At 43.6% G+C, this 23,806-nt stretch carries 21 protein-coding genes; 19 read left to right on the top strand and 2 right to left on the bottom strand.

Going from position 1 to position 23,806, the window contains the following annotated elements; genetic code table 11:
• Positions 1-94: 94 nt before the first annotated feature.
• From MHI20_RS18400 to MHI20_RS18390, 3 genes are all read left to right on the top strand, one after another.
• Positions 95-1,525, top strand: a complete 1,431-nt coding sequence (locus MHI20_RS18400; RefSeq protein ID WP_007498311.1) for a YfcC family protein — start codon at positions 95-97, stop codon at positions 1,523-1,525.
• Positions 1,526-1,742: 217 nt separating this feature from the next.
• Positions 1,743-2,690, top strand: a complete 948-nt coding sequence (locus tag MHI20_RS18395; protein ID WP_007498309.1) for an L-lactate dehydrogenase — start codon at positions 1,743-1,745, stop codon at positions 2,688-2,690.
• A 43-nt stretch (positions 2,691-2,733) separates the two neighbouring features.
• Positions 2,734-4,356, top strand: a complete 1,623-nt coding sequence (locus MHI20_RS18390) for an L-lactate permease (RefSeq protein WP_041091225.1) — start codon at positions 2,734-2,736, stop codon at positions 4,354-4,356.
• A 53-nt stretch (positions 4,357-4,409) separates the two neighbouring features.
• Here the strand turns inward: MHI20_RS18390 and MHI20_RS18385 are convergent, their stop codons facing one another.
• Positions 4,410-5,399, bottom strand: a complete 990-nt coding sequence (locus tag MHI20_RS18385) for a LacI family DNA-binding transcriptional regulator (protein WP_159145371.1) — start codon at positions 5,397-5,399, stop codon at positions 4,410-4,412.
• A 109-nt stretch (positions 5,400-5,508) separates the two neighbouring features.
• Here MHI20_RS18385 and MHI20_RS18380 point away from each other — a divergent pair, with 109 nt between their 5' ends.
• The 7 genes from MHI20_RS18380 to MHI20_RS18345 all read left to right on the top strand — a co-directional run bounded on the left by MHI20_RS18380 (position 5,509) and on the right by MHI20_RS18345 (position 12,485).
• Positions 5,509-6,834, top strand: coding sequence for a DegT/DnrJ/EryC1/StrS family aminotransferase (locus tag MHI20_RS18380; protein ID WP_326111455.1), 1,326 nt, complete (start codon positions 5,509-5,511; stop codon positions 6,832-6,834).
• Complete coding sequence (locus tag MHI20_RS18375; RefSeq protein WP_159145373.1) at positions 6,809-7,675, top strand: HAD-IIB family hydrolase; 867 nt, start codon at positions 6,809-6,811, stop codon at positions 7,673-7,675. Before MHI20_RS18380 ends, MHI20_RS18375 begins: the two co-directional genes overlap by 26 nt.
• Positions 7,672-8,718 (top strand): Gfo/Idh/MocA family protein, encoded by a 1,047-nt coding sequence (locus tag MHI20_RS18370; protein WP_024718988.1) that lies wholly within the window; start codon positions 7,672-7,674, stop codon positions 8,716-8,718. The genes MHI20_RS18375 and MHI20_RS18370 overlap by 4 nt, the downstream gene beginning before the upstream one ends.
• Positions 8,719-8,775: 57 nt before the next feature.
• Positions 8,776-9,963 carry an MFS transporter gene (locus MHI20_RS18365; protein WP_041508209.1) on the top strand — a complete coding sequence of 396 codons (1,188 nt, stop codon included), beginning with the start codon at positions 8,776-8,778 and terminating at the stop codon, positions 9,961-9,963.
• Positions 9,964-10,088: 125 nt separating this feature from the next.
• A complete protein-coding gene (locus MHI20_RS18360) occupies positions 10,089-10,718 on the top strand; it encodes a LysE family translocator (protein WP_039166356.1) in 630 nt (209 codons plus the stop codon).
• A gap of 119 nt (positions 10,719-10,837) precedes the next feature.
• Complete coding sequence (locus tag MHI20_RS18355; RefSeq protein WP_045034612.1) at positions 10,838-11,221, top strand: UPF0715 family protein; 384 nt, start codon at positions 10,838-10,840, stop codon at positions 11,219-11,221.
• 505 nt (positions 11,222-11,726) lie between these two features.
• A complete protein-coding gene (locus MHI20_RS18345) occupies positions 11,727-12,485 on the top strand; it encodes a YqcI/YcgG family protein (protein WP_039166353.1) in 759 nt (252 codons plus the stop codon).
• Here the strand turns inward: MHI20_RS18345 and MHI20_RS18340 are convergent.
• Positions 12,480-13,829 (bottom strand): amino acid permease, encoded by a 1,350-nt coding sequence (locus MHI20_RS18340; protein ID WP_340940458.1) that lies wholly within the window; start codon positions 13,827-13,829, stop codon positions 12,480-12,482. The genes MHI20_RS18345 and MHI20_RS18340 overlap by 6 nt on opposite strands.
• Before the next feature lie 82 nt (positions 13,830-13,911).
• On the opposite strand from MHI20_RS18340, the gene MHI20_RS18335 reads away from it, so the two are divergent.
• From MHI20_RS18335 to MHI20_RS18295, 9 genes are all read left to right on the top strand, one after another.
• A complete protein-coding gene (locus MHI20_RS18335; protein WP_041508297.1) occupies positions 13,912-14,508 on the top strand; it encodes a DUF1989 domain-containing protein in 597 nt (198 codons plus the stop codon).
• 195 nt (positions 14,509-14,703) lie between these two features.
• The gene (gene nadE / locus MHI20_RS18330) at positions 14,704-15,525 is read left to right on the top strand and encodes an ammonia-dependent NAD(+) synthetase (RefSeq protein ID WP_282900886.1); all 822 of its coding nucleotides are present in this window, start codon (positions 14,704-14,706) and stop codon (positions 15,523-15,525) included.
• 323 nt (positions 15,526-15,848) lie between these two features.
• Complete coding sequence (locus MHI20_RS18325) at positions 15,849-16,706, top strand: citryl-CoA lyase (protein ID WP_082136028.1); 858 nt, start codon at positions 15,849-15,851, stop codon at positions 16,704-16,706.
• The gene (locus tag MHI20_RS18320; RefSeq protein ID WP_340940448.1) at positions 16,703-18,136 is read left to right on the top strand and encodes an aldehyde dehydrogenase family protein; all 1,434 of its coding nucleotides are present in this window, start codon (positions 16,703-16,705) and stop codon (positions 18,134-18,136) included. The genes MHI20_RS18325 and MHI20_RS18320 overlap by 4 nt, the downstream gene beginning before the upstream one ends.
• Positions 18,137-18,146: 10 nt before the next feature.
• The gene (gene aroD / locus MHI20_RS18315) at positions 18,147-18,920 is read left to right on the top strand and encodes a type I 3-dehydroquinate dehydratase (RefSeq protein ID WP_340940445.1); all 774 of its coding nucleotides are present in this window, start codon (positions 18,147-18,149) and stop codon (positions 18,918-18,920) included.
• Positions 18,921-18,958: 38 nt separating this feature from the next.
• The gene (locus tag MHI20_RS18310; protein ID WP_072367511.1) at positions 18,959-20,719 is read left to right on the top strand and encodes a thiamine pyrophosphate-binding protein; all 1,761 of its coding nucleotides are present in this window, start codon (positions 18,959-18,961) and stop codon (positions 20,717-20,719) included.
• A 23-nt stretch (positions 20,720-20,742) separates the two neighbouring features.
• A complete protein-coding gene (locus MHI20_RS18305; RefSeq protein ID WP_024718975.1) occupies positions 20,743-21,123 on the top strand; it encodes a cupin domain-containing protein in 381 nt (126 codons plus the stop codon).
• Positions 21,124-21,210: 87 nt separating this feature from the next.
• A complete protein-coding gene (locus MHI20_RS18300) occupies positions 21,211-22,413 on the top strand; it encodes a CaiB/BaiF CoA transferase family protein (RefSeq protein WP_017366576.1) in 1,203 nt (400 codons plus the stop codon).
• 45 nt (positions 22,414-22,458) lie between these two features.
• Positions 22,459-23,769 (top strand): MFS transporter, encoded by a 1,311-nt coding sequence (locus MHI20_RS18295; protein ID WP_008342087.1) that lies wholly within the window; start codon positions 22,459-22,461, stop codon positions 23,767-23,769.
• Positions 23,770-23,806: the final 37 nt, after the last annotated feature.

Below are 23,806 nucleotides of genomic sequence, written 5' to 3'. Positions count from 1 at the left end.
ATCTTAAATATCATCAGTGTTTATAATATAACACATCATTTGATTATTCAGAAAATTAAGTGAAATTCCGATCGGGACAAAGGGGTTTTGACAGATGAAAACAGCAACAGTATCAGCACCTGAGAAACAAAAAAGAAAACTTCAGATGCCGGATGCGTATGTACTCTTATTTATGATTGCTTTAATTTGTACGATCGCAACGTATTTTGTACCAGCCGGTGAATTTGATCGGAAAACGTCAGGAGAGATCACAACAGCTGTTCCTGGCAGTTATCACCGTATTGATCAATCACCAGTTAGTCCGGTTGGTTTTTTTACAGCGATTCAAGAAGGGATGGTTGGTTCATCCTCTATTATTTTTCTGATTCTTTTTACTGGCGGAACCATTGCGATTTTGGAAAAGACAGGTGCCATTAACGGGATGATTCACAATGTCATCAGCCGGTTCCAAACGAAACAGCTATTGTTTATTTGTATTGTTGGCGGATTGTTTTCTGTACTTGGGACGACCGGAATTGTGGTGAACTCAGTCATTGGCTTTATTCCTATTGGGATCATTGTGGCACGTTCTTTAAAGTGGGATGCAGTGGCGGGAGCGGCGGTTATTTACATCGGCTGTTATGCAGGTTTTAACGCAACCATTTTGTCTCCATCTCCTTTAGGTTTATCACAAACGATTGCAGAACTGCCGATTTTTTCTGGTATTGGGCTGCGTGTCATCATTTATCTTTGTTTTCTCCTATCTAGTATTGTGTACATCTATTTATATACAAAACGCTTGAAAAATAAAGAAAAGGGAAGCCTGCTTGGTGACGAGTGGTTTCCAGCTAAAGGGCTAGGAGGAGCTGATGCGGAATCTGTGGACAAGCCTGAATTCACCGGTAGACATAAGCTGATTTTAGCGGTGTGCGGTTTGTCGCTTGGGGGTTTTTTATATGGTGCGCTTCAGCTCGGCTGGACCGATAAGGAAATGGCTGGTGTATTCATTTTCATGGCAATTGCTGCTGGCCTGCTTGGGGGATTAGCTGCCAATGATATTGCAAAAACGTTTATTGTCGGCTGTCAAAGCCTTGTATACGGCGCACTCATTGTCGGCATGGCACGCTGCATTTCAGTCATTTTGGAAAACGGCAAGCTGCTTGATACTGTGGTGAATGGGCTTGCAAGTATGCTGACAGGGTTTAGTCCAATCGCTGGTGCGATCGGCATGTATATCGCCAGTGCGCTCCTTCACTTTTTGATTTCATCAGGATCAGGAGAAGCGGTTGTCTTTATACCGATTCTTGCGCCGCTTGCTGATTTAATGGGTATCACAAGACAAGTAGCAGTAGAAGCAGTAATGCTCGGTGAAGGGGTGGTCAACTGCGTGAATCCGACTTCAGGTGTGTTGATGGCTGTCTTGGCTGCAAGTGGGATTCCTTACGTGAAATGGCTGCGTTTTATGGTGCCGCTTGCGCTCATTTGGTTCGTCATCGGCCTTGTCTTTATTTGTATCGGTGTCATGATCAATTGGGGACCTTATTAAATAAGAAAGAAGCTGCCAAAGAGTGTTTGGCGGCTTTTTTCTTATGAGAAAATGTATGGGGACAGCGGTTTAAAACCACAATAAGAGTGTTCACAAAATGGCTACATTATTTTTTTGAGCAATCCCCTTGCAAAAGTTTGTGAAGTATTGCACAATAATAATGTGAAATACTTCACATAAGAAAAACAACCTAGTTTTACTCAGGAGGATGAGATAAATGACAAACGAAAAAGTAAACAAAGTAGCACTTATTGGAGCAGGTTTTGTCGGCAGCAGTTATGCCTTTACATTAATAAATCAAGCGATCACAGATGAATTGGTAGTCATCGATTTGAATCAAGACAAAGCAATGGGTGATGTCATGGATTTAAACCACGGGAAAGCATTCGCCCCGCATCCTGTGAATACTTGGTATGGAGATTATGAGGATTGTCAGGATGCTGACATTGTATGTATCTGCGCTGGTGCAAACCAAAAGCCAGGTGAAACGAGACTTGATCTTGTTGAGAAAAATTTAAATATATTTAAAGGCATTGTAGACAATGTGATGAAAAGCGGATTCGATGGTATTTTCTTAGTTGCTACGAACCCAGTTGATATTTTGACATATGCGACTTGGAAATTCAGTGGACTGCCAAAAGAACGAGTGATTGGTAGTGGAACAACGCTTGATACGGCAAGATTCAGATACATGCTTAGTGAGTACTTTGAAGCAGCGGCGCACAATGTGCATGCGTACATCATTGGAGAGCATGGGGATACAGAGCTTGCTGTTTGGAGCCATGCGAATATCGGAAGTGTACCGATCACAGAATTAATGAAGAGAAATGACCAATACAAACAAGAAGATTTAGACGATATCATGGAAAATGTCCGTCATGCTGCTTACCAAATCATTGAGAAAAAAGGTGCGACTTATTACGGCGTAGCGATGAGTTTAGCCCGTATTACTAGAGCCATTTTACACAATGAAAACAGCATTTTGACTGTCAGCACTTATTTAGATGGAGAATACGGAGCAGAAGATGTCTACATTGGTGTACCTGCCCTCGTGAACCGAAATGGTGCAACAGAAGTGATGGAGCTTGCACTGAATGACACAGAAAAAGAAAAATTCGCACACAGTGTGAATGTGTTAAAAGAAATTTTAGCTCCTCATTTTTAATCAATCAAAGGCAACCTATCTGAGCAGAAAAGGATGAATCACTATGTGGCAGCAAATATATGATCCGTTTGGTAATGAGTTCGTCAGTGCATTGGTGGCCATGCTTCCAATCTTGTTTTTCCTACTAGCATTAACTGTATTTAAGTTAAAAGGGGTATTAGCCGCTTGTTTTACCTTGATCGTCAGTTTTGTAACAGCTGTTTTCTTCTTTCATATGCCAATTGAAAAAGCATTATCTGCTGTGGTGCTCGGTGTATCTAATGGGCTGTGGCCGATTGGGTATATCGTCATCATGGCCGTGTGGCTCTATAAAATTGCTGTGAAGTCTGGAAAGTTTGATGTCATTCGTTCTAGTATTGCAGGAATTTCTCAAGATCAACGGTTACAGCTCTTATTAATTGGTTTTAGTTTTAACGCATTTTTAGAGGGAGCCGCTGGATTCGGTGTTCCGATTGCGATTAGTGCCGCTCTTTTAACAGAGCTTGGGTTTAAACCACTAAAAGCCGCCATGCTTTGCTTGATTGCAAATGCTGCGTCTGGCGCTTTTGGTGCAGTAGGTATCCCGGTTATTACTGGAGCACAAATGGGGAATATGACGCCGCTTGAGCTGTCTCAAACCCTTGTGTACACCATTCCGTTTATTTCTTTCTGTATCCCGTTTCTGCTTATTCTCATTGTAGACGGCTTTAAAGGGATCAAAGAAACGCTTCCGGCCTTGCTTGTTGTGAGTGGAAGCTACGCGATTCTGCAGGCTGTTACAATGGTCACGATGGGCCCTGAGCTTGCCAATATTATTTCAGCTTTAGCGAGTATGGGAATTTTGGCTTTATTTCTTCGAAAATGGCAGCCGAAACATATTTATCGTGAAGAAGGGGCACCAGCCATTGAGAAGAAACAAACGTATAGCGGGGTTGAGGTGCTGAAAGCATGGTCTCCGTTTTATATTTTAACTGCCGTCATTACTGTATGGAGCCTACCAGCTTTTAAAGCATTATTTGCTGAAGGAGGACCGCTTAACTGGACAACCATTTTAGTGAAAATGCCGTTTCTGCATCAGCAAATTGTGAAATTACCACCTATTGCTCAAACAGAAACACCGATTGATGCGATCTTTAAAATTGATGTTATTAGTGCAACAGGTACCGCCATTCTAATTGCAGTGATGCTGACAGGATTGTTCAGCAGACATATTACATTAAAAGAAGGGGCTACCTGCTTAAATGCAGCGGTCAAAGAGCTTTGGGTCCCTGTTCTTACGATTTGTTTTGTCATGGGCTTTGCCAACTTGGCGAACTTTGCAGGTCTAAGTTCTGCTATCGGACTAGCGCTTGCTAAAACAGGCGATTTATTCCCGCTTGTCAGCCCAGTGCTTGGCTGGATCGGCGTGTTTATTACGGGATCTGTTGTGAGTAACAATGCCTTATTCGGTAACCTTCAAGCGGTCACCGCTTCTCAAATCGGCTCTCAGGCAGGTTTGTTAATCGGGGCAAATACGACCGGTGGTGTGATGGCGAAATTAATTTCTCCACAATCCATTGCCATTGCAACAGCAGCTGTTGGAGAAACAGGTAAAGAATCTGAGCTCTTCCAAAAAACAGTGAAGTACAGCTTCATTTTGCTCGGCATCGTATGTATATGGACATTCATTCTTGCTCAATTTATATAGGTTGATCGATTGATTGAAAAATGGAAGACTGAGAGATTTCTCAGTCTTTTTTTTTATGTGGATTCTCGTGTGACAAGCCGAGTAGGTAGCTGAATATGTTCACGTTGTAATGGTTTTTGATCTTGGAGCAGCTGAATCATTTGTTTTACAGACTGCTGGCCGAGCTCGACGATGGGGATGTCGATGGTCGTGATCGTTGGTGCTGTCACCTCACAAATGTCTTGATTGTCATAACCGATCACCGCTAAATCCTTAGGAATGTGATATCCATATGAAATGGCTTGTTTAATGAGGCCTGCTGCCACTTGATCATTGCCGGTGAAAATCGCATCCGGCGCATCCGGCATCCGGTGGATTAAGTCCATCAAACGAAAGCCGTCTTCAATGGTAAAAGCCTCGCCGAACAGCCAATCTTCTTTAAGCGGCAAACTGTGATCAGAAAGCGCATCAAGATAGCCTTGCTTTCTTTGTTTTTGCGCTTCACTGCTTTCTGTATCAAAGCAAAATCCAATGGATGTACGCCCTGATTGAATCAAGTAGTCAACCGCTTTATAAGCAGCTTCCCGCTCATCATATCCGATAATCGGAATGTCTGCTGTTTGATGATACTCATTTGCCATGACGATCGGGCCGTTTGCTAAAAATGGCTCGATTGTTGCCCACTTATTTTCTAACGCCCCCAATATGACACCATCTACTTCTTTTCTTTTTAATAATTGAAGCCCTTCAAGTTCTACTGATTCTTGATAAAACGTCTGTAGCACGATGGCTTTATACCCTTGATCCAGCGCTTCCTTTGAAATGCCTTTAATCAATTGTGCAAAAAAAGGATGGTCCACAGCTGGAACAGACACAGCAATGGTTTTTGTCTGATGTGACCGAAGGGTGCGGGCCGCTGAGCTTGGTGTATACTCCATTTCCTTCATCACCTGTAAAATGTGCTGGCGCTTTTCTTCGGATACATATGGATGGTTGTTCAGCACCCGAGAAACAGTGGTCGTTGAAACCCCGCAGCGTTTGGCAATTTCATAAATTGTACACATATTAACAAATCCTTTACACAAAGTTATTGTTCTGAAATCGATAACATCATTTACAATGTGAAACAAGTTAAATATTAACAAATGGAATTGATTAATTGGAGGGAATGGAATGCAAATATTGACGAAGATATCAGGTAAAAGCAAGGATTATCTACCGTTGCTGGATATGATCAATCAAGGTGTTCAAGTAAAGGCTGATTCAGTTGAAAAGAATCTAGCGAATGATAAGCTTGCTGCGTTCCTTGAGCAAGATATTGCGCGTACAGGTTTGGAAAAAATTCTCTTCCATTATAAACAAAATAAGGAAAAAAAGATACCGTTCCTGCCGGTCGATAAACTGATTTCAGAGGATGAGATTGATGATATTATGCAGGTGCTGAAAGAAGTATTAAGTTCAGGCCGTTTTACATCAGGGCCTTATATTCCAAAGTTTGAAAAGACGCTTGCAGCGTACTTAGGGAAAAAATATGTCATTGCCACATCAAGTGGAACAGATGCCTTGATGATCAGTTTAATATCAGCAGGCGTCCATTCTGGAGATGAGGTCATCCTACCTGCCAACAGCTTTGCTGCAACAGAAAATGCAGTGCTTGCGATTGGTGCGGTTCCAGTCTATGCCGATATTGATCCAGACACCTACTGCCTAGCGCCGAATGAAATAGAAAAGCATATCACAGATAAGACAGTATGTATTCTCCCGGTTCATTTGTATGGAAAGCAAGCGGATATGAAGGCCATTTCGACGATTGCGAAACGGCATGGTCTATCAATCATTGAGGATGGCTGTCAGGCGATTGGCAGTAGCGGGCTTGGGGAATTTGGGGATGGACTTGTTCTCAGCTTTAATCCTTACAAAAACCTTGGAGTTTGCGGAAAGGCAGGAGCCATCGCGACAAATGATGAAGCCCTAGCCGAAAAATGCATGGAAATCAGCTATCACGGTTTTGAACCAGGAAAGAAAAACGTGAAGCGCAGTGACTATGGCTTTAATTCTAAGATTGATAACTTACAGGCCGCAATCGGGCTAGAACGAATGAAATATTTAGGTTTGCAAAACTTTAAACGCTTTTACTTGGCAAAGAGATACATAGATCAGCTGCAAACGCTGGAGGACGAGGGCTATATAAAGCTTCCGAAGCTAACAGAGGATCATGTATGGCATCTATTCCCGATCAGAGTGGTGAAGGGAAGCCGAGATGAGCTGGCAGAGAAATTACTGGAAATGGGCATAGAAACAGATGTCTATTACCCAATTTTATCGCATCAGCATCAAACGAATCTTGTTTCTCAAAAGTATAAACAAACGGCACTTCCACATACGGAAAAAGCCGTACAGCAATTACTCCATTTGCCGCTTTATCCAGGTATGCCGCTGCAAGATCAGGAGAAAGTCATCGAGGGGGTCCATCATGTTATCAAATCTTCCATTCAATAAAAAGCTGGTGCATCAACCACAACATCCGCAGTGGATCGTCTTCTGTGATTTCGATGAGACCTATTATTCTCACGGAATGACCGAGGAGCAGAGAGAGGATGTAAAACGGCTGGAAGCTTTTGTGGCAGAAAAGAGCGAAGCCGGACAGCTCATGCTGGGCTGGGTGACGGGAAGCAGCCTTGATTCTGTTACGAGCAAAATGGAGAAAGGCGGTTTCTATCAATTCCCGCATTTTATTGCGTCGAATTTAGGAACTGAAATCGTGTATACATCAGATGGGAAATTTGGACAGCCGGATGCAGAATGGATGAAACGGCTTGATGCACAGGGCTTTTCAGACGAAAAAATTGAAGATATTCTGCAAGCCGTACGTGAAAAGGGGATCACCCTTAGGCCGCAAACGCAGCTAGGCAGCTCTGGGTATAAAAAGAATTTCTATTATCAGGAGCAGGATGAACGAACAGATCTCCATCATCTATCATTCATCCAAACACTTGCGAAGGAGCGGGGAGTGGAGGTGAACATCAACAAATGCAACCCACTTGCGGGTGACCCTGCGGATTGCTATGACGTTGATTTTTTACCAGTGGGAACAGGAAAGGATGAAATCGTTCGGTTTATGCTGAATCAATATAACCTGTCAAAAGATAAGGGCTTTGCTTTTGGTGATAGTGGGAATGATCTGCGGATGCTTCAATCCGTCACGCACGGCTTTCTTGTCCAAAATGCAACAGCCGAAGCCAAACGGCATCATCATCAAATTTGTCATCATGGGTATGCAAAAGGAATCTATGAAACACTGAAAACAGTGATGTATAAACATGAGGAGGCACATTCATGAAGAAAATTGGAATTGTTGGAGCAGGGAATATTGCAAAAGCACATGCTAGAGCATTATCAACGATCAAAGGTACAGAATTATCTGGGGTCTATGACTTGCACGAATCCGTCGCACAAGGATTTATTAAACAGTACGGTGGACGGGTGTATGCCAGTATCGAAACACTAGCGGATGCATCAGATGGATTGATCATTGCTTCCCCTAACTTCTGTCACAAGGACCATGCCCTTCAGGCGCTTAGAGCAGGACAGCCGATTTTATGCGAAAAACCGATGGCTGTATCGTTAAAAGAAGCGAAGGAAATGGTGGAGACAGCCAAACAGTTCCAGATTCAAGCCAGTATGGGCTTTAACTATCGCTATTTATCCTTTGTGAATATTTTGAAGAACTTGATCGCCAATGGTGAATTAGGACGCGTTTTGACAGTACGGACACATTTTAAGAAAAATAGTGCCCTTAGAAGAAAGACATTTTCGTGGAGAGACAGCGGCGAAAGTCTGCGTACAAGCGGTGCATTAGGAGATTTAGGGATTCATTTGATTGATATGCTGTGGTACTTATTTGGCAGTGAAATGAAAAAAGAATCCCTTAATACGAAGATGCTGACACATGTAAAGGAAAAGGAAGAGAAAAAGGTACAGGTCGATGACCATACCGAAATTTTTGGGCAAATGGAGAATCAAGTGTTCTTTCATTTGGTGACGTCCAAAAGTACGCAGCCGGAGGAATGTGGATTTAGTGTAGAAGTGGTGGGGCATGACAAGGTTTTTAAATACCATACAAACATGAAAAACGAATATGAGATCAGTGATGGCTTGTGTGTAGAGCGTCATCAAATGCCGCAAACATTGCTGACAGATCCACCAAATGAATTTTATGGATGGTCTGATACATTCCGTGATCAGCTGATGCATTGGGTAAATACAAACTCATATCCATCTCATATGAAGGTAGCTGATTTTGAAGATGGTTATCGCGCGCAGGCTGCGCTGAATACGTGCTTCGAGAGGGAAGAGGCTGTCGTCTCTGCCCGCGCATATTAATGAAGAGGTGGAGCGGAGGATATCATGACTCCGCTCCTTTTTAGAGGAAGTGAAAAGATGAAAAAGGTGTTTTATTTTGGCTGTATCTTTTATTTTTTTATTGGGACCATTCATGTGTTTTTTGGCAGTTTAACGCCTTATTTGCTGTCTAGTTATGAGAAGGGTCCTGGGGAATTATCTTCTTTAATCTTCTTTCAGTTTATTGGCTTTTTGACAGGCGTTCTTTTGTCGCCCATTCTTGTGAGGAAAAAAGGCTATGGCGCTGTTCTGACGATGGGATTGCTGCTGATGATTGGAGCGCTTCTTCTTGGCCTTTTGGTGCCAGGCTGGACGATTCTTGTGGTGGCAGGTTTTTTCCTTGGGAGCGGTGCAGGCAGTCTTGAGACGACGGCCGGGGCGTATGTCATTTCAATGGCAAACAGTGCAAAGCGAATCAGCATCATGGAGGTCTTTTTTGGATTAGGTGCGCTATTATTTCCTCTATTGATTCTGCTGACTGTGACAGAGGAAACGTGGCATTATGTGTTTTTATTTCAAGTCGGTGCACTGACTTTTTTCCTTATGCTCTGGCTTACCTTTATGAATAAACTCCCTCGTGGGCAGATGGCGGCTCCTATTCAAGACATGAAGAAACCGTCCTTGCTGTTTGATCGAGGGAATCGAATGATTGTGGTGCTGATGATCTGTTTTGCGTTTTTCTACGCAGGAATTGAAACGAACTTTGCGAACTTTTTACCGTCGATCATGCTAGAAAAAGGGGGAGACAACTGGGGTCTTTTTGCGGTCTCTACTTTTTGGACAGCGATCGTCATTGGCAGAACTGTCATTGCGAGAAAAGCCGATCAGCTGCATCCGCTTCGTTTTTTAAAGTTAAGCGCAGCGCTGATGATTGTGCTGCTCGCCGTATTTGCTCTAGCCACCCACATCGCCGCGCAGCTAATTCTTATCTTTTTCATCGGTCTATGCGCAGCTGGCATGTTCCCCATTGCCTTGACAGCTTCTGCATTAATGATTGAAAATGCCATCGACGAGGCCACGAGTTATTTTATTGCTGCCGCTAGTTTAGGTGGAGCTTGTTTGTCCTTTTTGATTGGGTTTAGCCTTGAGTGGGCAGGTGCGGCAAGCGCCGTCTTTGTTTTCGCCTTTTTAGCTGTTCTCCTTTTTGCGGCTGCCATTCAAATGAATCGATCTCGGAAAAAAGAAACCATACCCACACAGCCGCCGGCGATGAAAGCCGATCGATAAGCAGCTGCTCTGGTGGCTCCTCCTTTTGTATAGCTTATCTTCAGAAAAGGTGACGAAGGACTTGTACTAAAACAACGAAAGCGTGAATAACATGTACAAGTCAGCATCAAAAGGAGGACGTCTATGTGGCGGTGTTTTTTGGTTATATCTTTTTAGGGTTGTCACTTTCAGCGCCTGTTGGGCCAGTCAATGCAGCCCAAATCGACAGAGGGATTAAAAGTGGATTTTGGCACGCTTGGATTTTTGGTGTGGGGGCTATGGCTGCGGATATTGTCTATATGCTCCTCATCTATTTTGGTGTCGCCCAACTTTTAACTGCACCTCTTGTGAAAACCTTTTTGTGGCTGTTCGGCTTTTTCGTTCTGACCTATACCGGTATTGAAAGCCTTCGTAAAATCAATTTGCAGGAAAGCCCGAAGAAGGATGGAGGCAACACGTCGATCGGGCATTCGTTCATGACGGGATTTTTTATTTCTCTTTCCAATCCGCTTAGTATTTTATTTTGGCTTGGAATTTATGGAAGTATTTTGGCCAATACGATTGAAAAGTATGGAGCATCTCAAATGCTGATGTACAGCATCGCTATTTTCATCGGCATGCTCTTATGGGATTTCTGTATGGCGCTGCTCGCCAGTACGTTTAGACGGTATTTAAATGAACGAATGTTGCACGGCTTATCCGTTCTGGCAGGTCTCTCTTTACTTGGCTTCGGTGCCTATTTTGGATATCAAGGGATCATGGCGCTCATTGGATAGAATGGTTGATAAGAAAAAGGGCTAAAATCTAAATCATTTTAGCCCTTTTTCATATTTGACAGAAATAGGACACTCTTCAATAATGATGGAAGATACATAAAATTGAAGGAGTTTTTGCCATGCGTATGTTCCTGCCAGCATTCAACTATGTGTGTATGCTGATTTTGTCTGTGATCACAGCGACATTTGTTTATACCATGTTGTTTGCCCCACCTGAATCCAGATTCAGTTATGTGGAGGTCACCAGTCTTTTCATTTTGATCGCTTATGTCCTATTTGCTGCACCTATCCAAATGGTTTTACACCGTCATCCTGAGAAGTTTCGACGCCGTGATTTATTGGTTTATTTTATCGGGGCGTGGGTGGTTTGTACGGCGCTCGCATTATGGATTGATTATGGTGTTGTCGTCTTTATTAGCTACAAAGTTTATCTATTTAGCTTTTGCGCGGCCTTTATTTATTGGCTGCTTGATTCCGTCTTTTTAAAGAAGAAACAATCATAAAGGCTTTTCCCGTTTTTTCTCTTGAACATGAACGTGTATGACCTTCGAGAGTCCGCTTGATACAAAAGCAAGAGCCGTCATCAGAAGGACCCAATATAGATTGCTAAGGTCAAATCCAGTATAAGCGAAGATGAAAATCATCGAAATCACGGACGTTAATATGAGGACAGGCCATATCCGTTTAAATAGCAGATAACCAACAAATCCCCAAAGGAAAGCCATCACTGGTAGTGTAAATAAGATCAGATACATCGGATGGAGAAAAAGAAGACGCATGTCATTCACCCATTTCTTTTATAATGACCAACTCTATTAGATAGAGGCGGCTAAATGATGATATGCAGAAGCATACTCATACATGATTAGATAAATGGAAGTGAATTCCTGCTTCATCCGGCAAATCAATCACCTTGTGAATGTCCAGTGAAAGTCGTTGAAGGACAGTCACCACAGCTTTTTCCTCCTCATAGGCTATGGAGAAGACGCTAAAACGAGGTGGAAGAAAATGGCCCAGCTGTATGCAAAAAGTTGCCTTGATCAAAATCTACGATCACTCGAAGAATGGAAGCAGGATGCTTTCACACAGTTTGGAGAGATGGTCGGTGATGAGGCAGATACATTTCCGTGTGTACCAGGCAGACAAGGATTTTTTCTCGATCATTTACGCTATGGATTTGTCGGTGATCTGCGGGGAGACGGGGCAGTGAATGAGTTAGCAGAGCTGCTAAAAGAATATCAAGGCTGCGCTAAACAAACTGGTCAATACGCTTCATTTATCTGCTTTTTTGAAACTCCGCAGGATTTAAAGGAAAGCCCGATTGAAGAATTTGAGCAGCAGTTCTGGTCATTGCTTCAACGGTTACATCAAAAAGATGCAGTGCCATGGCCTGAAGAGGTTCCACTGGACCCTCATCACCATGAATGGGAGTACTGTTTTCATGGCGAGGCTTATTTTATTCTGTGTTCAACACCAGCTCATAAGCTCAGAAAGAGCCGCCACTTTCCATATGTCATGATGGCATTTCAGCCCAGATGGGTGTTCGAAAAATTGAATGGATCGACCAAGTTTGGACAAAAAATGAGCCAGCTCGTTCGCAAGCGGCTCAAAGCATATGATCAAGTTGACGTCCATCCATCGTTAAAATGGTACGGTGATCCAACAAATCATGAATGGAAACAATATTTTCTCTCAGATGATGAGGCGGAGAAACCAGCCTCCGCCAAATGTCCATTTACTGCTTTAAAAAACATGATGAAATTATGATGCGGCCTGATCCTGTTTCCACTTTTTTCTCATAAAGAGTACCATGATGCCAATCACGGCGATGATCCCAAGGCTTATAAAAAAGCCGGGTCGTCCGCTTGCCTCTGTCAGAGTGCCTGTAACGGCCGCACCGATTAAGAGCAGGGCAAGAACCGTTTCACACGTTTGACGAGTAGATGGTTTTGACAGCTTTTTACTTGATAGCAGAATAAACACCCATGTGTATAAAAGAGTTAAACCGGCTGCTGTTGTGAGATGCTCATATATGTGTTTGGACAAAAAGAGTGCCAGCAAAATCGAGACAATCAATCCAGCAGCAGTTAACAAGATCGAAGACCATCTGACATGAGATGGTTCTTTTTGTTTAAAACAAGCAGGTGCATCGTGATGTTCCGACATCGTGCCAAGCAATGTCGTGACTGCATAGAGGGAGGCAACCAATGTGGAAAACCCGGCAATAATGAAAATGCCATTAAAGATATGAAGGAAAATCGATAAATGAAATGGTTCCAGTGATGTAATAAATGGACTGCTATTCTCGTTAAAGGCTGTCACTGGAACAAGCAAAAGCGCAAGTCCGATGGAGACGATATAAATGACAGCAAGAATGATCAGCATCACACGTCCAGATTTTGCGGCGTCTTTCGGGTCTTTTAAATGAACCGCCATCAGCCCCATGACTTCAATTCCCCCGAAAGCATAAAACGCATAAATCAGCCCATTCCATAGACCGAGTGGGCCGAGCGGCATCCATTCATGGTCTTTATTTGGCAGGTGGAGGGTGGGCCTATGCTCTGTGAGAATGCCGCATAAAACAAGAACGGCAAGGACGACAAACAATAGGATCGCCCCGGTTTTCAGCACGGCAAGGACATTTTCCGTCTTTTGAAAAGAAGAAAGCCCAATGATAATCACAAGCAGGGCAAGAGCGGAATAAATCGCTGAAAACACCCATAGTGGAATGGATGGAAACCAGTGACGAGTAAAAAGAGAAATCGCCGTCAGTTGACTCCCTGTGATCAGCATTTCTGAAAACCAATACACCCAGCCATTACTAAAACCCGCCCAGCGCCCATAGGCTTTTCGGGCATAGGAACAAAATGATCCCTTATCTGGGTTCTCGGCTGTCATCGCAGCCAGGTGTTTAAAGACGAGATATGTGCCGACTGCCGCAAGCAAAAATGAAATGCAGACGGAATAACCGGATTTTGTAATGGCGATGCTGGAACCGAGGAAGAAACCAGTGCCGATTGTACAGCCGACTCCGATAAGAGAAAGCTGCCACCAAGATAAAGATTGTTCTTCTTTCAATTTGTGTGCAACACCTTTCCGATTCAATAGCATTAGCTTGTGACCGCCTCTTTTTTTTATACATGATCAAGAGGACGATTTGGGCATACTGTCAACATGGAAAGGAGTGCATGTGATGAACGGAGAATACGTGATTTTACCAAAGGATGGGCTTGGTTTTCGGTTAGGAAAAGGACAATGTATGCGAGTGGTTGATGTCGAAGGGCAGCAAGTAGCAGACGTGATGGCCTATCATGAAAAGGATTTTTATGAAAAATTTGATCAAGGCGCTACAATGGATAGCCTGTTCTCTTCCAAGGTGAAAAAGGGAGATCAGCTTTATTCTAATTTATATAAACCAATGTTTACGGTCATTGAAGATACAGTCGAATGTCATGATTTATATATGCCTGCGTGCCGGCAAGAAATGTATCAGCTCTTATACGGCAGGACGCACCTAGAGGTCATGCATACATGCTACGATAATCTCAGAACGGCTTTTGAGCCATTCGGGATTCCAAAGGAGGATATGTATTATCCTTTTAATGCGTTTATGAATACAGTCATTGATGAGAAAGGAAAACTGTCTGTCGAGCTACCAAAATCGCTCCCTGGTGATTACATTCGTCTGCGTGCAGAAATGGACCTCATTGTCGCGGTGTCTGCATGTCCTGCCGACATTGGAAAATGCAATGGCTCAAGCTGTACATCCATCCGGGTGGAGATTGATTGAAAAGGAAAGACCAGTCAAAACGGCTTGGTCTATTTCGTTTGTGAATGTTTGATCATTTATGAAAAAGGGGAACGTCTAAAAAATATCTTTTTTCAAAACATGATATAATAAAGTGGCTAAAATCGTAGGTAAATCAATTGAAATGGAAGTAAAACCTGTTCTCTTCATGTAGAGGATGCTTAGGAGGAAAAGTGTATGAGTTTGCAGAAAAAGATCAGCCAAGAGTTGCATGTGCAGCCCTCAATTGACCCAAAGCAGGAGATCGAAAAACGGGTTGGATTTCTAAAGGCTTACTTGAAAAAGACCGGTGCAAAAGGATTCGTTCTCGGTATTAGCGGCGGACAGGATTCAACACTTGCCGGCCGTCTCGCTCAGCTCGCTGTAAGTGAGCTTCGTCAAGAAGGAAAAGAGGATGCTGTCTTTATTGCAGTCCGTCTACCGCATGGCACGCAGCAAGATGAAGACGATGCGCAGCTGGCTCTATCATTTATTCAGCCGGACAAGTCTTGGAAATATAACATCGCACCTGCCGTGACAGCATTCAGTGATCAATATCAAAAGGAAACAGGCGGTGCGCTGTCTGATTTTAATAAAGGGAACGTCAAAGCACGCATGAGAATGATCGCACAGTATGCCGTCGGTGGACAGGAAGGCTTACTTGTCATTGGAACGGATCATGCAGCCGAAGCTGTGACGGGCTTTTTCACGAAGTATGGTGATGGCGGCGCAGATGTCCTTCCGCTCACAGGTTTAACGAAACGCCAAGGACGGTTGTTGCTAGAGACTCTTCAGGCGCCGGAGCGATTATACTTAAAGAAACCGACAGCCGATCTGCTGGATGACAAGCCTCAGCAAACGGATGAAACAGAACTTGGTATTACGTACAATGAAATTGATGATTACTTAGAAGGAAAACCAGTTTCAGATCAAGCAGCAGAAGCGATTGAAAAACGTTATGTTCAATCAGAACATAAACGTCAAGTACCCGCTTCTATGTTTGATGACTGGTGGAAATAAAATAAGTGACCTCTCCAGAAGATGGAGAGGTTTTTTTATGTCAAATTTCAGCTGAATTTGACAGAATGAATCGAAAATGGTTCATTAATTAGTAGAACGATCTACATAAGTCTGTTTGACTAAATAAAGGGTAAATTGAATAATAAATGGTGAAATAATTAGTTCGATTCACTTAATTTCTCATCAAAAGACAGTATTTTCAGAAAAAATGATTGACGATAAAAACGAATGCGCTTACAATGAAAACACATTCCAAAAAGTGAAATTGAATTCCACTAGACGGAATAAAGGAGTCGTTCATCTCCAAATAAGTGGCTAAAGGAATGATTCACACAATGAAAAATCGAAGTGCACTGGAAATATACAAAGAAGGAGGCGCTTGGTGGGAGACTGAGATTAGTCATATTCAAAAAAATTCAATTGAACTTCGGGGCTATCCAATTGAAGAGCTTATTGGTGAATTGTCGTATCCGCAGATGCTTTATTTACTGCTTGTTGGTGAATTACTAGATGATTCGAAGGCAGCTCTTTTTGAAAGTGTTCTTGTCGCAGGTGCGGATCATGGGCCAAGAGCACCGTCTATTGCAGCGGCAAGAATGGCGGTTACGTGCGGCATTTCGTTTAATTCTTCTGTTGCAACAGGGGTGAATCTATTAGGTGATATTCATGGCGGAGCTGGTGAAAAGGCGATGCGTATGTTATACGAAGCCAAAGCAGCCTACGATGAACACAAGGATATCAAGTCTGCTGCAAAGCAAGTATGTCAGACATGGTTAGCTCGCAAGGAAAAAATTCCGGGAATCGGTCATCAGCTGCATGATGATGATCCGAGAGTGAGACGGCTGTATGAGCTGAGTCAAACATATGTGCAGCAAGGTGATATCAGCGGAACGTACTTACGGTTAGCTGAGGCGATTAGACATGAACTTGAACAATTAAAAGGGAAAAAAATTACGATGAACATAGATGGTGTATCTGCTGCGATCCAATGTGAATTAAACATTCCAGCTGAAGCGGCAAAAGGCATCTTTTCCTTATCCAGAGGAATGGGCATCGTGGCGCATGCATATGAAGAGCTGACAAAAGGTGCCCTAGTGAAAGGTCCTTGTCCGAATGAAGAAAGACTTGTTCGTTATGCGGGGGTCGGGACGCGTCACTTGAAGGAGGGTGAGAGAATTTGAGTGAATTGAAAGCGTTATCATATATAAACGGCGAATGGCTGGATGCAAACCATGTCAAAGAAGACATTATCAATCCATACTCTGGGGAAATGATCGGTACATCCTATCTTGCATCCTCAGAAGATATAGAACAGGCGCTTTCTATTGCGCAGCAAGCTAAAAAACAATTAGCGGCAATATCAGCATTAGAACGCTCAACGCTTCTAACAAAGGCAGCTGCCTTATTGGAAGAACAAAAAGAGCATTTTGCAAAACTCATTTCTTTAGAATTAGGCAAACCGCTTAAAAATACAAGAGATGAAGTCTCACGATCAATTGAAACGCTGGCGCAGTCAGCCGAAGAAGCCAATCGACTAATCGGTGAGACCATTCCTGGCAATGTATCTTCCCGTGGACAGAGAGCAATGGCGATGACATTTAAAGTACCGGTTGGGGTTGTGCTGGCGATTACGCCTTTTAATGCGCCTCTCAACTTAATTTGTCACAAAATCGGTCCAGCTTTTGCGGCAGGGAATGCCATTATTTTAAAGCCAGCACCGCAAACATCAGCTGTTGCCACAGCGTTTGTTAAGCTCCTGCTTGAAGCAGGGTTTCCTGAAAAGAGCCTGCAACTTGTGATTGGAGGAGTAGACGCCGGCAGACAGTTAGTCACTGATGAAAGAACCAATCTTGTTTCTTTTACTGGCGGTGCGGTGGGCGGAGAACATATTTCAAACTCTGCTGGATTAAAAAAGGTACTGCTGGAACTCGGAGGAAATGGAGCGACGATTGTTCATCATGATGCAGATATCGAGCAAGCCGCATCTCTTTGTGCCAAAACGGGCTTTAGCAACTCTGGTCAAAGCTGTATTTCTGTTCAAAGAATTTATGTTCACAAGCAAATTTTGTCGACATTTACTGAGACACTTAAACAAAAAGTAGAACAGCTCGTCGTTGGAGATCCGCTGTCTAGTGAAAGTGATATCGGCTGTATGGTTGATGTACAGGCAGCAAAACGTGTGGAGGCTTGGATACAAGAGGCAGAGAAAATGGGTGCCGAGCTTCTATCTGGAGGACAACGAAATGGCGCAAGCATCACACCGGCTATTTTGCTAAACCCGCCAAAACAAGCCAAGGTCGTCTGTGAAGAAGTGTTCGGTCCAGTTGTCAGCATTCTCCCATATGAGGAGCTGGATGAGGCAATCAAAGAAGCAAACGATAGTCGATATGGTTTGCAGGCAGGTGTCTTTACGAATCAGCTAGATATTGCGTTACACGCAGCAAAAGAGCTTGAAACTGGCGGCGTAGTCATCAATGGGACATCGAATTTCAGACTAGATCACTGGCCATATGGCGGGATTAAACGAAGCGGTATTGGAAGGGAAGGCCCACGTTTCGCCATCGAGGAGATGACCGAAACCAAAATGGTTGTGCTGCCAAATGGGCTATAAAGGGGGGCGGATGGATGTGAATGTCTTTCAGAAAAAGGTAAAGAGTGAGCAGACAGGCGGCCAGCCGATGATTTGTACGCCGCTCATTGGACAAACAAAGGAAGAATTGTTTCTTGAAGTTGAGGTGTTAGCTGAGAAGAAGCCTGATGTGATAGAGTGGCGAGCGGATTTTTTCAATCACCTCAATGACAAGGAACAAGTCATCGCCACCCTAAAAGGGATGATCGAAAAGGCAGATAGCATCCCATTTTTATTCACCATTCGTTCTGAAAAAGAGGGCGGCGAACGCATCTCACTCTCAGAGGATGAAAAGGTTTCCCTGCTTGTCGAGCTTTGTGCCACTCAGCTTGTGGCTGCCGTTGATTTTGAATTAATGCATGATGTCTCGCATATCCAGCAAGTCAGTCAGGCGGCTAAGAGAAACGGGGTCATCTTGATTGTGTCGTACCACGATTTCCAGCGTACCCCTGCGGCGGATCGGCTTGTGGAGCTATTCACCCATGCAGAATCGGTTGGCGCCGATATCGCAAAGATCGCCGTCATGCCGCATTCCTATGAGGATGCATTGACACTGCTTTCTGCGACGGGCAAGGCGAACAAGCATCTGTCCATCCCCGTTATTTCGATGGCGATGGGGGAATATGGCGCCTTCACAAGAATGGTAGGTGGACTCTTTGGGTCTATCATGACCTTTGCTGTAGGGAAAGAAAGCTCAGCACCTGGACAAGTTGCGATACAGGATTTGAATACCGTTCTATCGATTGTGTTTTCAAAGAATCAGTGAGTAGCAGATTCATAGCTGCACCGTGAGAGGAGAGAAACATGAAGAAGAATATATCTACACAGGTCATTCAGTATTTAGAAAATCGAGGAGTTGAGCATATCTTCGGTCTGTGCGGTCATACGAATATTGCTTTTTTATCAGCGCTAGAAAAAAGCCGTATTCAATTTGTGAATGTCAGACATGAACAGATAGCGGCGCATGCAGCAGACGGTTATGCACGAGCGAAAAAACAGACGGCTGTTGTGCTCAGTCATTTAGGTCCTGGACTCACCAATGCGGCAACAGGCGTAGCGAATGCCGCACTCGATTCCATTCCAATGGTTGTTATTGCAGGAGATGTTCCAAGTCATTACTACGGAAAGCACCCACACCAAGAAATCAATCTTCATTCCGATGCTTCTCAATACGAAATTTATCGCCCGTTTGTGAAAAGAGCATGGCGAGTTGACATTCCAGAATTATTTCCAGAAATTCTATCAAAAGCGTTTCAGTTAGCTGAAAGCGGCCGCCCTGGGCCAGTCCTGATTTCAGTTCCGATGGATGTGTTCTCAAAAGAATTAGATGTGTCGTTATTTGAACAAATCGCTCATCATACACACACCGTTGAAAAACCATCTATTGATGATCAAACAGCGAATCGGATATTAGATCGATTGCTGCAGGCAGACAAACCGCTCTTATATGTAGGGGGAGGTATTTTACTAGCCGATGCAGCAGAAGAGTTAAAGGCATTTTCTGACCATTTGAGTATCCCTGTTGCCCATTCTTTGATGGGGAAAGGGGCGATGCCAGATGATCATCCAATGACCCTTGGCATGACAGGGTTTTGGGGGACGAAATTTATCAATGATCAGTGTAAAGCAGCGGACTATATATTGGCTTTAGGCACCCGTTTTGCTGAAGCAGATGCGAGTTCGTGGGAATCGGAGTATACGTTCAATTTCCAATCAACCAAGCTCATTCATATTGATATTGATCCGAATGAAATTGGCCGAAATTATCCTGTGGAAATTGGAGCGGTAGCAGATCTCAAGCAGGCCCTGACCGTACTCAATCGTGTGGCGAAAGAAAGGCTGCCAGAAGGTCTGGATCGCCCTCAATTGAAAAAGGATATTGCGGTATATCGTGAGGAATTTCAGAAGAGCAATTTGACGAATATTCAAGACGAGTCTTTCCCAATGAAACCACAACGTATTTTGCAGGAAGTGCGGGAAGTATTGCCGCCTGATGCCTTCATTACAACCGATGTTGGCTGGAATAAAAATGGGGTCGGACAGCAATTTCCTGTATTCACCCCAGGCACTATTTTAACCCCAGGTGGTTTTGCGACGATGGGATTTGGCGCTCCTGCTGCACTTGGAGCAAAGATTGCCCAGCCTGACCGTGTCGTTGTATCACTTGTCGGGGACGGCGGATTCGGTCAAAATCCATCTGTTCTCGCAACAGCTATGGAAGAAAACATTCCTGTCGTGTGGATTGTGATGAACAACAGTGCGTTTGGGACGATCGCCGGCTTGCAAATGGCACACTATGAAACGACATACGGCACTGTTTTTAGAAAAGATGGAGAAAGCTATTCGCCTGATTTTGCAGCCATTGCAAGAGGTTATGGGATGAAGGGGATCAAAATTACGGCGGCTTCTGAATTCAAAGAAGCTTTGGCTGAAGCGATTGCTTCTCAGGAACCATGTGTCATTGATGTAGCGATGAAAAATGATCCTGTGCCTACTGATGGACATTGGAACATTAATGATATTTATTCACCAAATACAAAACGTTCACATGTCAGTGTGAACTAAACATGACTAGGGAGGAATCAACAATGAAAATTAAAGTATTAAATCCATTTCAAGACGGTCATCCATTATGGTTAGGTTTAGATCATCCAGAAGAGAACATGATTCGGAAGGTGTTTCAAACGATCACACCAGATACCGTTGGATCAGAGCATATGATGGCAGGTCTCACTATTTTTGAGCCGGGAGAAGCAAGCTCAGTGCACAATCACCCGGGTTCAGAGGAATTTGATTATGTGATTAAAGGGTCTGGCGAAGTCATTTGCGATGGAGAAAGACAATCATTTAAACAAAATGACTTTATGTTTATTCCAGACGGTGTCTCGCATCAGCATGTGAACACAGGGGATGAACCTTTATGGCTGATTTGGCTCTATACACCGCAAGGGCAGCTTCCGAAGGACTAAAGAAACCTTGCACGAGAGAAAGAAGAAAAGGGGCTAAAATAGAAAGCATTTTAGCCCTTTATCAATTGAACGAAAGGGAGTCAAGCAATGAATAAGAATACACCACTTGAAGGAATCAAAATATTAGATGTTTCAACGATGATTGCTGCACCATACGGCGCGGTGCTTCTAGGAGATTTCGGTGCAGAGGTCATTAAAGTCGAGATTCCTGGAAAAGGGGATACACTGCGGCATGTTGGCCCTTTTGCAGATGGTGAACCTTTGAGATGGTCAGGGCTTTCAAGGAATAAGAAATCTCTTACACTCGATCTACACAAAGAAGAAGCAAAAGACATTTTTAAAAAGCTTGCAGCGCAGGTTGATGTGATCATTGAAAATTTTCGTCCGGGCACACTTGAAAAATGGGACGTTGGGTACGATGTATTAAAAGAAATCAACCCTCGTTTAATTATGATTCGAGTTTCGGGTTATGGGCAAACCGGTCCATTTAAGGACAAGGCGGGGTTTGGTACACCTGCGACGGCATTTAGCGGCTTTACATATATTCAAGGGTTTCCAGATCGGCATCCAGTCAGCCCTTCCTTTTCCCTTACGGATTATATCGCAGGAATCTATGTGGCGTTTGCCACTGTGACAGCGATGTATTACCGTGACACACATCCAGAAGGAACAGGGCAAATGGTAGATTTGGCCCTCTATGAATCTGTGTTCCGCATGTTAGAATTTTTGGTTGCAGAATATGACAAGCTAGGGAAGGTGCGTGAGCGTTCACCAGGGTTAAGCGGTCATTCAAGCCCTGCCGGTACCTATGAGACAAAGGACGGGCATTATTTGGTTCTTGTGACGAGTACAGATTCGACCTTTAATCGATTGGCAGAGGCGATGAATCGCTTAGATTTACTAGAGAACGAGAAATTCTCTGTGAATGCAGCCAGACTGAAGCATAACGATGAAATGGATGCGATCGTCTCGCAGTGGATTGCGTCCAAAACAAGAGATGACGTCCTAGACATTCTAGATACACATGGTGTGCCTGTGAGTCCGATTCTAAGCATTCGGGATATCTTTGAGCATCCGCAATTTAAAGCACGAGAAAATATTGTCGAGGTGCATCATCCACGTCTTGGAAAAGTGAAGGTGCCTGGAATCATTCCGAAGTTTGAAAAAACCCCCGGCCGTATTCGCCATATTGCGCCTGATTTAGGTGAACATAATTATGACATTTTAACGAAAATGCTTGGCTTCACAGAAGAAGAGTGTAAACAGTTAGAAGAAAAAGGGGTCATTTAAGACACTCAACCGATCCGCACGCTGCGGAAACAAAGGAGGATGGTTATGAAAGTGCATTCAGAACTGAAGGGGAACGACTTGCGGCCTGCTTATGCGAAACCAACAAAAGCTCGTTTCGGCATCTTGATTCTGTTGTTTTTTATTACCGCTATTAACTATATTGATCGAGCCAGTGTATCCATTGTTGCACCTGCGATTCAGTCTTCATTGCAATTAAACCCTGCCTTATTAGGCCTCATCTTTTCAGCATTTAGCTGGACCTATACAGCCATGCAGATCCCTGGCGGCTTTATTCTTGATAAGTTTGGATCAAAGGTAACGTATGGAATATCACTCATTACTTGGTCTATTTTCACCGGTTTACAGGCGTTTGCGAACAGCTTTGCCTTCTTATTTGGCTGCCGTTTGTTTATCGGAATTACAGAATCTCCTGCATTTCCTGCGAATAATCGCATTGTGACCACATGGTTTCCAAGGCGGGAACGCGCATTTGCAACAGGGGTTTATACCGCTGGAGAGTATGTGGGGCTTGCATTTGCGACACCTCTTCTTTTTTGGATTATGACAACTTTCGATTGGAGAACCGTCTTTATCACTGCTGGTGCGCTCGGTATTATATTTGCTTTCTTTTGGTACAAGTATTATCACGAACCGAAAGAGCATCCAAAGATCAATGAAGATGAGTTAGAATTGATCCGTCAAGGCGAAGGGCTGACAGTGGCATCACAGGAGAAACTGAAATGGGCAGACTTTGCCGCACTTTTAAAATATCGTAAATTGATTGGACTCTATATTGGTCAATTTTCTGTTGCGTCTACCCTCTTTTTCTTTTTAACATGGTTTCCGACCTATTTAGCAGAGGCGAAAAATATGGCCTTTCTCAAAGTGGGTTTTGCGGCATCCCTGCCATACATCGCTGCATTCTTTGGAGTGCTGTTTGGAGGCTATGTGTCTGACTGGCTGCTTAAAAAGGGTGTATCGGTCAATGTAGCGAGAAAGCTGCCGGTTGTGGTCGGTCTGCTTCTGACAAGTACCATTGTTTTAGCGAATTTTACAACGAATATCCCGCTTGTGCTGACTATTTTATCCATCGCGTCCTTTGCGCAAGGACTGTCTAATATCTCCTGGACCATGCTGTCTGAGGTAGCACCAAGAGAAATGGTCGGGCTGGCTGGCGGCGTATTCAACTTTTTTGCTAACTTATCCGGCATCATCACCCCGCTGATCATCGGATTCATTGTATCGGCGACAGGCTCTTACAACGGCGGTATTTTATTCGTCAGCCTAGTGGCATTAGGCGGAGCGTTGTCGTATATCTTTATTGTAGGTAAGATTGAACGGATTCAATTAAAATAATAGAGAGTAAGAAAAAGAGAACTCATTGGGTTCTCTT

Source organism: Bacillus sp. FSL K6-1106, from assembly GCF_038005245.1.
Classification (GTDB): Bacteria; Bacillota; Bacilli; order Bacillales; family Bacillaceae; genus Bacillus; species Bacillus altitudinis.
This window is presented reverse-complemented; position numbering and strand designations above follow the sequence as displayed.

Coding starts and splice junctions, on each gene's coding strand:
- MHI20_RS18400 (WP_007498311.1), top strand. CDS start 95: ATGAAAACAGCAACAGTATCAGCACCTGAGAAACAAAAAAGAAAACTT.
- MHI20_RS18395 (WP_007498309.1), top strand. CDS start 1,743: ATGACAAACGAAAAAGTAAACAAAGTAGCACTTATTGGAGCAGGTTTT.
- MHI20_RS18390 (WP_041091225.1), top strand. CDS start 2,734: ATGTGGCAGCAAATATATGATCCGTTTGGTAATGAGTTCGTCAGTGCA.
- MHI20_RS18385 (WP_159145371.1), bottom strand. CDS start 5,399: ATGTGTACAATTTATGAAATTGCCAAACGCTGCGGGGTTTCAACGACC.
- MHI20_RS18380 (WP_326111455.1), top strand. CDS start 5,509: ATGCAAATATTGACGAAGATATCAGGTAAAAGCAAGGATTATCTACCG.
- MHI20_RS18375 (WP_159145373.1), top strand. CDS start 6,809: ATGTTATCAAATCTTCCATTCAATAAAAAGCTGGTGCATCAACCACAA.
- MHI20_RS18370 (WP_024718988.1), top strand. CDS start 7,672: ATGAAGAAAATTGGAATTGTTGGAGCAGGGAATATTGCAAAAGCACAT.
- MHI20_RS18365 (WP_041508209.1), top strand. CDS start 8,776: ATGAAAAAGGTGTTTTATTTTGGCTGTATCTTTTATTTTTTTATTGGG.
- MHI20_RS18355 (WP_045034612.1), top strand. CDS start 10,838: ATGCGTATGTTCCTGCCAGCATTCAACTATGTGTGTATGCTGATTTTG.
- MHI20_RS18345 (WP_039166353.1), top strand. CDS start 11,727: ATGGCCCAGCTGTATGCAAAAAGTTGCCTTGATCAAAATCTACGATCA.
- MHI20_RS18340 (WP_340940458.1), bottom strand. CDS start 13,829: ATGCTATTGAATCGGAAAGGTGTTGCACACAAATTGAAAGAAGAACAA.
- MHI20_RS18335 (WP_041508297.1), top strand. CDS start 13,912: ATGAACGGAGAATACGTGATTTTACCAAAGGATGGGCTTGGTTTTCGG.
- nadE (WP_282900886.1), top strand. CDS start 14,704: ATGAGTTTGCAGAAAAAGATCAGCCAAGAGTTGCATGTGCAGCCCTCA.
- MHI20_RS18325 (WP_082136028.1), top strand. CDS start 15,849: ATGATTCACACAATGAAAAATCGAAGTGCACTGGAAATATACAAAGAA.
- aroD (WP_340940445.1), top strand. CDS start 18,147: ATGGATGTGAATGTCTTTCAGAAAAAGGTAAAGAGTGAGCAGACAGGC.
- MHI20_RS18310 (WP_072367511.1), top strand. CDS start 18,959: ATGAAGAAGAATATATCTACACAGGTCATTCAGTATTTAGAAAATCGA.
- MHI20_RS18305 (WP_024718975.1), top strand. CDS start 20,743: ATGAAAATTAAAGTATTAAATCCATTTCAAGACGGTCATCCATTATGG.
- MHI20_RS18300 (WP_017366576.1), top strand. CDS start 21,211: ATGAATAAGAATACACCACTTGAAGGAATCAAAATATTAGATGTTTCA.
- MHI20_RS18295 (WP_008342087.1), top strand. CDS start 22,459: ATGAAAGTGCATTCAGAACTGAAGGGGAACGACTTGCGGCCTGCTTAT.